The 14,788-nt window shown below is 57.9% G+C and carries 9 protein-coding genes; 8 read left to right on the plus strand and 1 reads right to left on the minus strand.

Features of this window, described 5'->3' with window-relative positions:
- The first annotated feature begins 100 nt into the window (after window positions 1-100).
- Both RBR41_RS08980 and RBR41_RS08985 read left to right on the plus strand, forming a co-directional pair.
- Window positions 101-1,069, plus strand: a complete 969-nt coding sequence (locus tag RBR41_RS08980; protein ID WP_320352239.1) for an IS30 family transposase — start codon at window positions 101-103, stop codon at window positions 1,067-1,069.
- Window positions 1,059-1,730, plus strand: a complete 672-nt coding sequence (locus RBR41_RS08985) for a TrkA family potassium uptake protein (protein ID WP_320352240.1) — start codon at window positions 1,059-1,061, stop codon at window positions 1,728-1,730. Before RBR41_RS08980 ends, RBR41_RS08985 begins: the two co-directional genes overlap by 11 nt.
- A 274-nt stretch (window positions 1,731-2,004) precedes the next feature.
- Here RBR41_RS08985 and RBR41_RS08990 read toward each other — a convergent pair whose 3' ends face one another.
- A complete protein-coding gene (locus tag RBR41_RS08990; protein WP_320352241.1) occupies window positions 2,005-3,222 on the minus strand; it encodes a M48 family metallopeptidase in 1,218 nt (405 codons plus the stop codon).
- A 75-nt stretch (window positions 3,223-3,297) separates the two neighbouring features.
- On the opposite strand from RBR41_RS08990, the gene RBR41_RS08995 reads away from it, so the two are divergent.
- The 6 genes from RBR41_RS08995 (at window position 3,298) to RBR41_RS09020 (ending at window position 14,759) form a co-directional block, all read left to right on the plus strand.
- On the plus strand, window positions 3,298-3,813 hold the full coding sequence (locus RBR41_RS08995; protein WP_320352242.1) for a FlxA-like family protein: 516 nt from the start codon (window positions 3,298-3,300) through the stop codon (window positions 3,811-3,813).
- Between the two features lie 124 nt (window positions 3,814-3,937).
- Entirely contained in the window at window positions 3,938-4,513 is a 576-nt protein-coding gene (rbr, locus tag RBR41_RS09000) for a rubrerythrin (protein ID WP_320352243.1), read from the plus strand.
- A 1,258-nt stretch (window positions 4,514-5,771) separates the two neighbouring features.
- The gene (locus RBR41_RS09005; protein ID WP_320352244.1) at window positions 5,772-7,172 is read left to right on the plus strand and encodes a TolC family outer membrane protein; all 1,401 of its coding nucleotides are present in this window, start codon (window positions 5,772-5,774) and stop codon (window positions 7,170-7,172) included.
- A 1,105-nt stretch (window positions 7,173-8,277) separates the two neighbouring features.
- Window positions 8,278-10,497: a type I secretion system permease/ATPase gene (locus RBR41_RS09010; protein ID WP_413785147.1), complete on the plus strand. Its 2,220-nt coding sequence runs from the start codon at window positions 8,278-8,280 to the stop codon at window positions 10,495-10,497.
- Window position 10,498: 1 nt separating this feature from the next.
- The gene (locus RBR41_RS09015; protein WP_320352246.1) at window positions 10,499-12,559 is read left to right on the plus strand and encodes an HlyD family type I secretion periplasmic adaptor subunit; all 2,061 of its coding nucleotides are present in this window, start codon (window positions 10,499-10,501) and stop codon (window positions 12,557-12,559) included.
- 22 nt (window positions 12,560-12,581) lie between these two features.
- Window positions 12,582-14,759, plus strand: a complete 2,178-nt coding sequence (locus RBR41_RS09020; RefSeq protein WP_320352247.1) for an HD domain-containing phosphohydrolase — start codon at window positions 12,582-12,584, stop codon at window positions 14,757-14,759.
- The last annotated feature ends 29 nt before the right edge of the window (window positions 14,760-14,788 follow it).

Here is a 14,788-nt window from a genome sequence, read left to right on the forward strand (position 1 = left end):
GGCGGATTCAACTTGCAAGTGCAACACCCTCAAAGTTGAATGAAAAGGCAAGGTGGTATAGCCCTTTAGCCTCTCCATCCAACCAAAGATTGAGGGGCGTATGGGCTATGCACACCTTGCCAGGGAAGAACGGTACTACATCTGCCAGGCAGTGAAAAGTGGAACGTCACTGAGGGCCATAGCCAAAGCGATAGGCCGTAGCGTCTCAACTGTAAGCCGCGAACTTGCGCGAAATACCGGGGCGCGTGGCTACCGCTACAGGCAGGCACACAAGCGCAGTCAGAAAAGGCAGACCAGTAAAGGGAAGAAGCGCATTGGCCTTGAGGTATGGACGTATGTTGAACAGTGTCTGCACCAGGACTTCAGTCCGGAGCAAATCTCTGGAGTTCTCAAACGCAAAGGTTTTGCCCTCAGTCATGAATGGATTTACCAGTACATTCTGGCGGACAAAAAACGAGGAGGAACGCTGCACAGCCATTTGCGCTGCCAGCGCAAACGCAAACGACGATATGGCAAACCCGACAGACGAGGTCAAATCAAGGGGCGTATCAGCATAGACATACGCCCGTCCATTGTTGCCGAGCGCTCACGCCTTGGTGATTGGGAGGCTGATACCGTTGAAGGCAGTAAAGGAGGCCCCGTTTTGGTGACACTTGCAGAGCGTAAAAGTCGTCTTTTCCTGTTTGGCAAGGCTCCCAACAAAAGCGCCAGCGAAGTAAGGCGGGTCATTGAAGGACTCTTGACACCCATTAAGGACTTTGTTCAGACTATTACCTATGATAACGGCAAGGAGTTCAGCTACCATGCCGATGTGTCAGCTACACTCGAGGCTCAGGGATTTTTTGCGCACCCCTACCATTCGTGGGAGCGTGGCTTGAACGAGAACTCCAATGGCCTTCTACGCCAATACTTCCCCAAGGGGGTAAGCTTGGCATCGGTCACGCAAGATGAGATCATAGCGGCAATGTGCCGCTTGAACTGGCGGCCTAGAAAATGCCTTGGGTTTAAGACACCCTATGAGATTTTTTTGGAGGACGCCAACACCCAAGGAATGGGTGTTGCACTTTGAACTTGAAACCGCGAAACTTGAAATCGGCGTTATCGGCCTGGGCAAGTTCGGGCTGCGCATGGCCACCACCCTGGTTTCTCTGGGGCATACGGTGGTCGGCATCGACATGTCCGACACGCAGGTGCAGCGGGCCGAGGATGCGTTGAATTCCGTGTACAAAGCTGACGCCACAAACATAGCCGTGCTGCGTTCCCTGCATGTGCAGGACCTGGATTGGGTGGTCATCAGCGTGGGCCAGAGCGTGGAGCAGTCACTGAGCATCACCCTGAACGTGCAGGAACTGGGCGGCCCCAAGATATGGGTCAAGGCATCCAACGAGGAACACCGCAAGATATTGCAGCGTCTGCGCGTTAACCGAGCCCTTGTGCCCGAAATGGAGGCCGCCGTCATGGCCGCCCACCAGCTTACCTACCCCGGCATGCTGGACCTTATCCCCAAGTATGGCGGCATTGCCATTCAGGAACTGAAGGTGGACGAGTGGCACGGCAAGACCTTGATCGACCTCAACCTGATGCAGAGGTTTAATATTATGGTGCTGGGCATACGCCCTGCGGGGGAACATTCTTTCAACTTTGTGCCCCCGGCCATGACGGTGCTGCAAAAGGGCGATACCATCGTGCTGGCGGGACGGGCCAACTCCATGGGCGATCTGAAGCCCTAGCCACTGTTGTCACGAGCGTTTTTCCTGGTATTTCTGCGTCGCGCTCCGCCTTTTATTCCGGCCGGGTACCGTCAGAGTATGCTCCCTGCATAAAAGGCTCGTTCTCCGTGATGTGAGGGGAAGTTCGTCTCGTGGCGGCACTTTCCGGGCATATCGCCGCTGAAATGCCTTGCCTTTCAGTCTGCCATCCAGCCGAAAAGCACGAAGCGCAAGAGCATCGAGGCCACGTCCCTGTCCGCTGCACAGCGGCATTCTGGCATGCGCACGTGTGGGGTCAGTCTTCTTCGCTTTCGGCCGGGTCAGGCTCGCCCTCACCGGGCAGCGCCCACCAGGGCAAATCGCGCCATGCGTCATTGAGGGCTTTTTCCTGTTCCGGCCAGTGGGGGGAGTATCGGGCAAGCTCGGCCCTGTAGGCCGGGGAATGGTCCATATGGCGCAGGTGGCACAGTTCGTGCCAGCAAAGGTGCTCCAGAAGGGGCAGGGGAAGAAGCGCCGCCCGCCAGTTGAGACTGATGCGCCCGATGGGTTGCCCCTGCTGCCCCGCAAGGCTGTATTCCCGATCAACGGGCAGAAGGCCGACCTGCCTGCCGCCAGTGTTTTCGGCTCTGGCAGTGAACAGGCCGAAAAGCTTTGCGGCCAGTCTTCCGGCCCTGCCTTGCACAGGGAGGGAAGCGTTGTTTGCTGTAGCGTCCTGTGCCTCTTGCCTGCCGTTTCTCTGCGGCTGGCTTTTGCCGCTGGCTGTGCCGTTGACCTTACCCTTACCCTTGCGCGTACGCGCGCAGCTGCCCCAGCGCGAGCGTTGATCCCGCACGCTGATTTTTTCAAGAGCAAAACCTGCCTGCTGGGCAAGAGCTGTCAGATACGCCGGAAGCAGGGCTTCCGCCATATGGCGGCACCACTGGCGCAGGGCCTTGACGCACAGGCTGGCGTCTTCAACCGCGCCGAACAGGCGCAGACAGTCGGAGCTTTGCACCAGCAGCAATCGTTGCGCATCCTTCCGCGCCAGCAGGGAAAAATGGGTTTCGTGATGCCGCGCCGCCGCCAGCCTGCCCGCCGCCATGTCGCCTTCAGTCCGCACCGCAAACGTCAGCCCGGCCAGGGGCAGTTCAATGCTCAAAGGCAGTTGCTGCCGTGGGGCAGTGGCCTTGCGTTTTTTCCAAGCGCGTTCAAGCCATGGCAGGAACTGGGGGAGCGTCTGTTCCAGCAGCGACAGGGGCATGCCTTCAGGAGTGGTGATGGTCAGGTGCCCGTAAGGGCTGAGGGAGAGGCGCGTGCGCCTGGCGCGTGAAGAGACCCTTACCCTGGCTGTAAGATTGGTGCCGTCGGCAAGGCGCATGTGGACGCAGGCGGGCAAGGGCGCGCCTGGTGACCGGAAGCGCCGTGAAGCCGGTTTTTTTTCAGCCATGCGACAAGGCTGCCACAGGTTGGCGCGCCTGTAAACAATGGCCGTCACCGCGCCTTTCGGGCAACTTTTACCAGTATAGAATGGCATATTTTTTGCTGCTTCGGAGGGAGGAGTGGGGTGAAGAGCAATTCTTTCCCAGTGTCCGGCACTGAAGGAGTACTTATGAGTGTGACAAGCACAAGCGCATATGGCGTCAGCGGCCTTTCTGACGTGGATGAAATCTGGAGCACCAAAAGCAGCAGCGCCAAAAGCGCCAGCAGCACCGCGTCTGGGAGCAGTTCCGGCGATACGGTAAGCATCTCCGATACAGCCAAGGCTCTTTTTGCTGAAAAACTGGGCCGGTATACGGCCTCGGCTTCTGATACCGACGAAAAAACCAAAGCGACCGATTCTTCCGGGGTATCCGTTGAAGGTCTGAGCGGCGACGCGGCTGAGGAATCCACTCAGAGTACGGGTGGCGCTGGCGGGGCCTCTGGAGTTGGCGGCGGTTCCGGCGGAACCAATACCGTTGAGAGCATCAAAAAGCAGATTGAATCTCTTAAAAGTCAATTGACCAGTCTTGCCAGTCATGCGACCGGCGGGGTGATGGATGCGGGAATCAATAGTAAAATTAATGCCCTCCAGGCACAAATAGCGGCTCTGGAGGCCCAGCTTGCAGAGGCGCAAGGGGCTGCATAAAGACTTGACAGTAACTGATCTCATTTCTTATAGTCACTTTTGGGGATGGCAATGGCTGTCCCCTTTTATTTGAATACTGCTCCCACACCTTAAATGCATGCTTGGCATGCTCGAGGAGAGGATTATGAAATCATTGAAGGGCAGCCAGACTGAAAAGAACATCCTTACAGCTTTTGCCGGTGAATCCCAGGCGCGCAACCGCTATGACTTCTTTGCCGGTGTGGCCAAAAAAGACGGCTTCGTGCTTGTGGAAGAAATCTTTCTTGAAACCGCTTGTCAGGAAAGGGAACACGCCAAACGTCTGTTCAAGTTTCTTGAGGGCGGCGAAGTAGAAATTCAGGCAGCCTATCCCGCTGGCGTCATCGCCGGCAGCGAAGCCAACCTGCTGGCCTCCGCCCATGGCGAAAATTATGAGCATACCGAGATGTATCCTTCTATGGCCGCCACTGCCGAAAAAGAAGGTTTTGCTGAAGTGGCCTTTGCCATGCGCCACATCGCCGTGGCCGAAGCCTATCATGAAAAGCGTTTTTTGAAGCTGGCCAGCGACATCAAGGAAGGACGCATGTTCCTGCGTTCCAAGCCCACAGTGTGGCGCTGCCTCAACTGCGGCTGTCTTGTGGAAGGGGACCATGCGCCCGAAATGTGCCCCGCATGTGCGCATCCCAAGGCTTACTTTGAAGAACTGAACTACTGCTTCTAAGGAAACGCTGATTTGTTCCCTTTGGCGGACTTGCTTTACTTTTTTTGAACAGTCGAGGACGGAAGAGTCCACTCCCGCTTCAAAAAAAGAACGCGCCTTGCCAAAGGAAATACCAGCGCGTTTCCAGGAGGCTCTCTAATCAGTGCTTCCCCAGGTGTACTGTAAAGTTGAAATTGCCCTGCATCTGCAGGGTCGACCGCCAGGCGTAAGGGCCAAGCGCGGTTTATCCGCGCTGCCCTGCGCCGCAGTGAGCGAGCCGTAGACGCCCTGTGTTGCAGATGAATACTCGCAAGGGTGACGGCTCCAAGACGCATTGACTCAGAAAATGCCTGCGTTCAGACTTTTATTCTTGTACGTCGTTTATGCGTGAGCTATGGTGGTGCCGACTTTTTGACAAAAACGTCGGTCTGCCCCGCACTTGAACCCGCCAGAAGATGAAGCGGGTTCTGTAAGCAGAGCTTGGTAAATCGCCAATGCCGCTAAGGCGAACGGCCGCAGGGTCGTCAAGGCGAACGCCACCTGAAACTGCTTGTCAGCCGCGCTTGCATCTGTTCGCACAGGCCGGGTTTTTGTACAATATACCAGACCGTTACGATCGGTATGGTGCCCCGGCAACCGTGTTCCCCTCTGGGTTCTGCTTTTTGGCTTGCTGAATCTTGACGGTGGATCGCATGCTCCACCAAGAGAAGCGTTACAACGCGTTGCGTACTATTGCGTAATGTGCTGCAATGACATCTTTTTTTGTGCGATTTTCAGGCTTTGAAAACGCCGGGATGTTTTTTATGCAGTGGCCATGGCGACGATCGCGGTGGCGATGTACATAACAAGCCTGTATTTATGTAGTATTAATAAATTTATTAAAAAAAATTATTATAAAATATTATTAGTGATTATAGTAAGTTAACAAAGACTCCTTCACGTTAACAGCCCAGAAGCTATTGCTTTTATATTTCAGCTATTGCTTACTGCGTACAGGCCTTGTGCTTCGGGCCGAATATTGCATGGAGCTGGATGTCGCCGTGATCGGTCGCGCGTTGCCATGATGAAGATGTGCAGATGGCGCGCTGGTCTTTCCGGGCGGAACGTGAAGAGTCGGCAGAGCCTCGTTGCTCTGCGTAAATAAAATCATCTCAAAGCATGCCGTTATGAAGGCAAGCCTCAAGGGCTGTGAATTTCATAATGTGGGCTATTCTGGCCGGCGTGCTGACAGAGCGGAAAAACGCTTGACGGTGCGTCTTTCCAGTTCAGGGAGTGAATCGTGAAGTATTTTATTGCATACCTGTTGTCCTTTGGCCTGCTGTTGCCCGCTGTGGCTTCGGCCGCAGAATCTGCGTATCCGCCGCCGCCAGCGGGGCAGGTCATTACTGTGGAAGACTCCGTTTACGGAGTGTTGCGATCCAACCGTGCCCTGCGTGGCATGCAGGAAAATCGTAGCGTGCTTGAACATGAGACTGACCGAGCCAAGGCTGGCTTTGGTCCGCGAGTCGACGTTACCGGCCGGGCTGGCGGCAGCGTCATGAGCGACTCATCAACCCGCAGCAGAGATCTGGACACGCAGATGTGGGGCCTGGCTGGCGTCAGCGCTCAGCTTGTGCAGCCCATCTGGGATGGTTTTGCCACCAGATCCCGCGTGCGTACCGCAAAATCGACTCTTGAGTCTGTGAAGTTCAGGGTGTTTGACACCGCCACTTCCATGTCGCTTGAAGGCATCATTTCTCATATTGATGTGCTGCGCCGCAGAAAGATCCTGGCGCTGGCAGAATCGAATGTCACGCAGCATAAGGCGCTGGTCAGTCAGGCGCAGGAAAGGGCCAACCTTGGCGCTGATACCGCTGCGGACGTGACGCAGGCCCGTTCACGCCTCCAGCGTGCGCTGTCGAGCCTTTCCGAGTCCAAGGCCGCCTTGCTTGTGGCCGAAGAGCGCTACACACGCCTTACCGGCCTGCCTGCAACCGGCAAGCTGGCTCCCGTGACCATGCCTCCTGAACTGTATCAGGGGCCTGACGCCGTGTTTTCGCAGGCCGAACAGAGCAACCCCAAAGTTGCCGCTTACATGCAGGATATCCGTGCAGCACGCGGCCAGCGTGAACTGGCGGATTCGGCATTTTATCCCACGCTGAATCTTGAAGCCGGTCCCAACTATACGGATCGGGGCGGCGCAAGTGACCGCTGGATATACAGCTTTGACGTCATGGGCGTTGTGCGCTGGAATATTTTCAACAGCGGGGCCGACCTGGCTGAACGCCGTGCCGCCTCGGCGCGTATCCGTCAGAGCCGTCAGGTGATGTATGACTTCATCGACGAACTCAAGCTGGATATCGAAAGCACCTGGACCAACTATCAGGCCGCGCAGGAGCAGTTCTCGCACTATACCAAGGCTGTGGAGTACAGTAAGTATACACGCTCGGCGTATATTGAGCAGTTCCAGATCGGCAAGCGCAGTATTCTGGACGTACTTGATACGGAAAATGAGCTCTTCAACTCTTCCACCCAGGCTGAAACCGCTCGCGGCAACATCCTGGTTGGCGCGTATCGCTTGAGTGCCCTTTCTGGCAATCTGCTGCCGCAGATGTCCATCAATACCGCACCCCTTGGACAGACCCCTCCCAGGGACGCAGCGGACCCCCGCGAAGAATTCGCTCCCGGCTGGTTTGAGTAAGAGGTGTTATGCCCCGACGCAGAAATGCGCCGGGGCATAACAATATCCGCTCAACGCAGGCGTTTTCCCACACGTTACCTCCGCCAATTCGGGTAGCCAAAATGCTTGGCAATCCAGCACCATTATAGTATTTTTCATATGGCGGAAGATCGCCTTATATCATGCGATACGGCCATATGCCCGGCAAACGAGCCTTTGCCGTCGTACGCTCCCGCCTATCTGCAAGGGGTTTCTGCCCCGGCGCTACAGCAATGGAAATGCCATGGAAAATTCCAATATAACAGACCGTTCAGAAAATATCCGTGGTGAGGCGGCATCTGCCGATAAAGGCATGGCCGCAGATGGCGAAGCCACGTCTGTAAAAGCTTCCTCTGTACATGTACACGACGACACGTCCGCGCAGCCGGAACCCGAATCCCTTGTTTCTGCTGGCGCAGCTGCGCCCCGCGGCAATCAGGCCGTCAGCCGGGCCGCAGTGTTGCAGCCTCGTGATCAAGCTGCCGTGTCACAAGCTGCCGTGGCGCAGGGTGCCGCGCCTGCGACGAACCAGCAGCGTGCGCCAGGAGCAGACGGCGCAGCCAAAAGCACTGCCCTGCACGGCGCCATGCCTTTGAAGGCCGGAGGCCGAATAGTGCTTGGCAATGACAGGCAAAAGGCATCACCCGGTGCAGGACGCAAAGGCGCTGCCAGTAAGGGGCAACCGCAGTCTGCCGCCGTGCCCCCGCCACAGGCGCAGCCGTCGGGCGTAATGCCGCCGCTGCAACCGCCTCAGGCACAACAGGCGCAGACGCCACAGCCTTCGCAGCCGTCCGCCGCCGTGCCCCCGCAGCCCCATATTCCACAACAGTCACAGTCGCCGCAACAGTCGCAACCACCGCAGGCCCCGCAGCCTCATGACGTCCTGTCTTCTGCAGCAGGCGCTGACAGCGAACACGCTCCCGTGTCAGGGGCCGAAGCCGCTGCCGCCGAAACCGCTGCCAGGGAGGGCGGCCCCGCCGCTGGTGCGGCCGGTCAACAGGGAACAGACGGTACCCCCGGGGCCTCCAGTCAGGTCGGCAAGGCCGCCCTGGACGCCATAGCCCATGCTGCGCGTCAGGAAGCCGCCATGGGCGGCGGGCAGGGAGAAAAGGAGCGCACCATGGGGCCCCTGCGCCCCTCGGACGTGGATTTTATGCCGGGCCTGTTGCGCAGCCTTGCGGTTTTGCTGCGGTTGCGCGGCAAGGTTGTGAGCCCGCAGTTTCTCATGGCAGGGCTCACGGGCAACAAGGTGACGCCCCAGGCATGCCTGAGGGCGGCGCGCAAGGCGGGGCTCTCTGGGCGCATCGTTTTTCGCCCCGAACTGGATGAAATTCCCAGCCTTGTTTTGCCCTGCATCCTGCTTTTGACGCACGACCGCTCCTGCGTGATGACCTCCATCCGTGACGGCAAGGCAGAAGTTATTTTTCCCGAAACCAGCGAGGCCGCGCAGACCGTCCAGCTTGAAGACCTCAAGCAGGAGTATTCGGGCTATACCCTTTTCGCCGCAGTGGAGGCCGCGCCCGACGACCGGGCAGAGCGGCTGAGCATTGCGCACGGCAAGCGCTGGTTCTGGGACGTGCTGCGCTATTATGCCCCCATTTACCGCCATGTTGCCCTGGCCAGCGTGGTCATCAACCTGATTGCCGTGGGCAGTCCGCTGTTTGTCATGAACGTGTATGACCGCGTGGTGCCCAATAATGCCATAGAAACCCTGTGGGTTCTGGCCATCGGCATTATCATCATCTACATGTTCAACTTTCTGCTTTCCTCATTGCGCACGCACTTTGTCGATGTGGCCGGACGCAATGCGGATATTGTGCTTTCCAGTTCGCTGGTGGAAAAAGTGCTTTCAATGCGTATGGACGCCAAGCCGGAATCCACCGGGGCCTTGGTTAACAATCTTCGTGAATTCGAGCAGTTGCGAGAATTTTTCAGTTCGTCGAGTTTGCTGGCCTGCATTGACTTGCCCTTTCTGGTGATCTTTCTGCTGCTTACCGGCTTTATCGGCGGCCCGTTAGTCTTTTTGCCAATTGCGGCCATGCCGCTCATGCTGGGGCTGGGCCTGCTGCTGCAACAGCGGTCGCGGCGCAGCGCAGAGGCAAGCTACAAGCAGAACATGCAGAAAAATGCCCTGCTGGTGGAAATTGTGGGGGGGCTTGAAACCCTCAAGTCCTGCATGGCCGAAAGCCGTATGCAGAAACTCTGGGAATCCGTGGTGGGCCTTTCAGCCCAGTCCAACAGTGAAGCGCGCAAGTATAACAACCTGGCGGTCACGGTATCCATGCTCATCACCCAACTGGTGACAGTGGCCATGATCGTGTGGGGCGTTTACCGCATATCTGAAGGACTCATGACCATGGGTGCGCTCATTGGCTGCAATATTCTGGTGGGCCGCACCATGGCCCCTCTGTTGCAGATGGCCTCACTGCTCACGCGGCTGCAAAATTCGCACGTGACGCTCAAGGCCCTGGACATGCTCATGCTGCTGCCTTCTGAAAACCAGGTTGAAAAAACCTGCATGGATTTTGGCATGCTGCGGCCTTCCTTCACAATGGAAAGCGTGTCTTTTGCCTATCCGCACCAGGAAAGGCTGGCACTTGAGCGCGTGTCCCTGCGTATTGAGCCGGGTGAGCGCGTGGGCATCATTGGCCCCATGGGGTCGGGAAAAAGCACGCTGTCAAAACTGCTCATCGGTCTTTACCAGCCCAAGGAAGGGGCCGTGAAGTTCGGGGATGTGGACATTCGTCAGATCCCCAGCACCGACCTGCGGGGCCGCATAGGGGTTCTGCCGCAGGACGTGGTGCTGTTTTACGGCAGTATTCGCGACAATATCGCTCTGGGGGATCCCACCATCAACGATCACCTGATTTTGCGGGCAGCGGCCCTGGCGGGCGTGACGGACTTTTTGCGCAACAATCCTGCGGGTTTTGCCGCGCAGGTGGGCGAGCAGGGCAGGGCCCTTTCCGGCGGACAGCGTCAGGCCGTGGCTCTGGCCCGTGCTCTGGTGCGTGACCCTGAAGTGCTGCTTCTGGATGAACCGACCAGCAATATGGATACGGATTCTGAACTCATGCTGCAAAAGCGTCTGTTCTCGGTAATGCAGGACCGCACTGTGGTGCTTGTGACGCACCGCCTGTCCATGCTCCGGATTGTGGAACGCCTGATAGTGATGGAGAACGGCCAGATCAAGATGGATGGGCCGCGTGACGCCGTGTTGCAGAGCCTGCGCGACCGTTCAAAGCAAAACGTCGCGGCGGCACGGCATGAACACGGCGCTGAGGCGCGGCCAGCAGCGGGGAATGCGTAATATGCATCAGAGACCACAAAACACCACTGCGGAAAACATGTCCGCTCCTGTGGGGCAGCCGCAAGCGGGTGGTTCCGTACCCGGCGACGCTCAGGCAAAAGCACCGGCCCAGGCCCCTCCCGCCGCAGGCCCTGCCCCCGCCGCAGCCCCTGTTCCTGGCGCAACCCCCGCCGCAGCCCCTGTTCCTGGCGCGTTGCAGCCGGACTTCAGCGCATTTTTTGGACAGGAAACAAGCTGTGAATTTCTGTCGCCCCTGCCTGGGCAGGGCGCGCCTTTTGTCACGCCGGCGGCGTTCACACAGGAAGGCGCCATTCCGGCCATGCCGGGAGTGGAGTCCGAGGGCGACGCCTCCATGGGCGGGTTCGCGCCAGCGGTCATCGGCGACGCCTGGGGTGAAGAGGGGGAGATGCCCAAGGGGGATTTTGCCCCCATGTCGTCCGCTGACGGCCTCGCTGAAACCGGCATGCAGCCGCTTGGCCCCGAAGAGCAGCGGCAAGGCGCGGTAGAGGAAAGCGGCCCCAAGGCCTTTTTGCGTGAACTGTTGCTGGGCGGTGATCACGCCCAGAAGCCCGACAAGGGGTTTCGTCAGTCCGTGGCGGAAACCATTGAGCGCCTGCGCGGCGGCGGCGCACCAAAGCAGCCCGGCCAGCCCCAGTCCAATCCCGGTCTTTTTGCGGCCATGGACGCACCGCTCAATGGCCTGACGCCTGACGACATCCAGTTTGCCAGCGAGGTGGATGCGGCTCTGGCGCGTCGTCCGCGCTTCGGGGTGCGGGCGCTTTCCATAAGTGTTGCCGCCATGTTTTTGTGTCTGATTATCTGGGCGGCTTTTGCCAGCGTGGATGAAGTCACCCACGCCGAAGGCACGGTTGTGGGATCACAGCGCACCCAGACCATCCAGAACCTTGAGGGCGGCATCCTGCGCGCCGTCCTGGTTCATGAAGGTCAGATTGTGGACAAAGGGGCCATTCTTGCCCAACTGGACAATGAAATGGCCGAGAGCGCCTACAGGGACGCCGTGACCAAGGCTATGGAAAACAGCCTCGCCATCCTGCGTCTTGAGGCCGAAATCAAGGGCGAGCCTCCGGTATTTCCCGAGCACCTTGAAGCCTGGGCCAGCAAACTTATTGGCCGCAAGGTGGATGAAAATACCCTGATCCGCGCGCGCCAGATCATTCATGATCAGGAAAACGCCTATCAGGCCCGGCGTGTGCAGCTCAATGCCGAAATCGAAGTGCTGGAGTCTCAGTACACGCAGCGCATGCACGATGTAGAAGAACAGACCGCGCGCAAGGTGCAGCTTGACCGCAGCCTTGCCCTGTCCATCGAGCAGCGCGACACGGCCTATGCCCTTGTGCAGCGCAACAACTTTTCCAAGCTCGAATATCTTGGCATGCAACAAAGAGTTGTGGAGATTCAGGGGCAGATCGACGGCCTGGCGGCCACCATCCCCAAGGCGCAGTCCGCGGCGGAAGAATCGCGGCAGCGCATCACCTCACGCCGCGCGGAACAGGCCTCGGCCATTACGGACGAAATCAACAAGAGAAGGCAGGAGTTGAACTCCCTGCGTGAAAGCCTTTCGGCCGGGCGCGACCGCGTCACCCGGACAGAGCTTCGCACGCCCGTGCGCGGCACGGTGAAGCAGATTTACATTTCCACTGTGGGCGGCGTGGTAAAGCCCGGCGAACCCATCATGGACATTGTGCCCCTGGACGACACCCTGCTGGTGGAAGCCAAGGTCAAGCCGCAGGACGTGGCCTTTCTGCGTCCCGGTCAGGACGTCATGGTCAAGGTTTCTGCCTATGATTTTTCCATTTACGGCGGCCTTGAGGGCAAGCTTGAATCCATAAGCGCCGACACCATTGAAGACAAGAAGAGCGAGCATTTTTATCTGGTCAAGGTACGCACCCAGAAGAATGCCATTACCTATCACAAGGAACTTCTGCCAATCATCCCCGGCATGGTCGTGACAACGGACATCCTTATAGGAAAAAAGACCGTTCTGGATTACTTGCTCAAGCCCATTCTCAAGGCCAAACAGAACGCTATGCGTGAACGTTGATCCGCCGCGAAAGGAACGACATATGGCACAACAGGATTCCTCAAACAAAAAATCGCGCAACCGTACAGCGGCAGTCATCATGCTGGCGTTCTTCGCGGTCATGGCGGTAGTTGTCGTGATAGGGGCCAACTGGTACCTGCAGAATTCCCGTGCCCGCATGCTGCGGGAGGTGGGGCAGAATCTGCATGTGCAGACCAACAACAAGGTGGCCTTGCTGACGGTGTGGTCAGGAGCTCTCATCGAGCAGGTGGAAGTATTTGTGGAGCTGGATCTTCTGCGCCTTTTTACCGCAGAGGTCGACAGTTCCCGCCTGCCTGCCGAGGTCTTGCTGCGTGAAGCGCAGAAAGAGGGCAAGGGGCTGTCAATGTCTGATCCTTTTGCCGATGCGGAAAGTGCGGAAGCACAAGAAGACGCGGTAAGGGCAGCAGAAGCGATCTCAACAAGCGATCCCCTGAGCGGTCTTGCCCCGCGCCTGCCCATGATGGTTCGGCAGCTTAAAGATTTTATTGATAAAAATTCATTCTGGGCTGCGTATCTGGTCAATGCCGACCTGGAAATCTATATGTCCCCGGGCACGCCGCCGGTATTGACCGAGGCGCAGCGCGCTTTTTTGGAAAAAGCCTTCAAGACCGGGCAGCCCGTCTTCATGCCTGTGCGGCGTCAGAACGGCGAACTGGTCATGGACATGGCCTTTCCCATCAAGGCTCCACTCTATGTGGATTCATCGGGCGACAAGGTCGTTTCCGTTCTGCTGGCCTCATACAACGTGCTGCCTGTGGTCAAGGCCGTCACGCGGCATAGCGGCGGCAAGGAATACAGCGCCGCCATTTTGCAGAATTTTGGCGAACAGCTGCAGCGCATTGATCCCACGGTGCGCGAGGGCTTTGTAGATCTGCCCGGCTGGAAGCTGGAAGCTGGCCGCCTGCCTCTGGAAATGCGTAACGAGCCCGGCCCCGGCGGCACTGAAAATGAAGTCAACTACACCCAGGCGCTGCCCGTGCCGCGCCTGCCCTGGCTGGTGGAGCAGGGCGTCGAGGCTGCCCGTATTGATGCGGATTACCGCTCGCTGCGCAGGAACGTCATCATGGGCGCGGGCCTGATCATCGCGCTGGTCGGCATCATGATGGCCGCTTCGTGGTGGTGGCTTGTGGGCCGCAGGGAGCGCGCCGTGTCCGATCAGTTGCGGCGGCTGTATACTGTGGTCAACCAGCAAAAGCAGATTATGGACGGGGTGAATTCAGCCCTGTCGTCGGGCATTGTGCTCAATGACCTCAACGGCGTTATTTTTTACGCCAACCAGAGTTTTGCCCGCATGGCGGGCAAGGATATAAATGCCCTGCGCGGGCACCCCCACACCGACCTTGGGCCGGATATGGCCCGCAGCCTTGTTACCCACACGCTGGCCGTACATCAGTCCGGGCATCTTTCCAGCTTTACCGAAACCCTGATGGTCGATGGCTACCAGCGCTATTTCTTCACTTCCTGCACGCCCTTCAGGGACGAGGCAGGGCGTATGACGGGCGTTGTGTCTGTGTACAGCGACGTGACCGACCTTGCCATGGCGCAGCAAAAAGCGCAGCGCATGGTCAACCAGACCGTCAATGCCTTTGTGCGCGCCATCGAAACCGTAGACAGCTATTTGCGCGGCCATTCCGCCCTCACTGCCCAACTGGCGGTTACCCTGGCGTACTGCCTTGGCAAGACGGATCCTGTGACGCTGGCAACCCTGCGCACCGCAGCCAACCTTTCGCAAATAGGCATGATACAGCTGCCCAAGGAACTGTTCACCAAGTCGGGGATGCTCACGCCCGAAGAAAGGGCGCTTTTGCAAAATCATGTGGAGTACGCCAAGCACGCCCTTGAGGGCATTGATTTTGGCCTGCCTGTCATGGAAGCCATTGTGCAAATGTATGAAAGAATGGATGGCTCAGGGTATCCCGAAGGGCTCAGCGGTGACGCCATTTGTGAAAATGCCCGGATTCTGGCCGTGGCCAATACATTTTGCGCACTGGTACGCACGCGTTCTTACCGTCAGGCCCATAGCGTGGAGCAGGCCCTGGAAATCCTTGAGGAGCAGCCGCCCAAATATGATATGCGGGTTATGGAGGCGCTCAGGCAGTTTTTACCAACCGAGCAGGGCAGGGCTTTCCTCGACTTGCTGGAAAATGATCGCGACAGCGAACCCGATATGAGTGGATAGGCCTTATGAGGTTATTATTTTTGAATTCC

The sequence above is a fragment of the Desulfovibrio sp. genome, from assembly GCF_034006445.1.
Lineage (GTDB): Bacteria > Desulfobacterota > Desulfovibrionia > Desulfovibrionales > Desulfovibrionaceae > Desulfovibrio.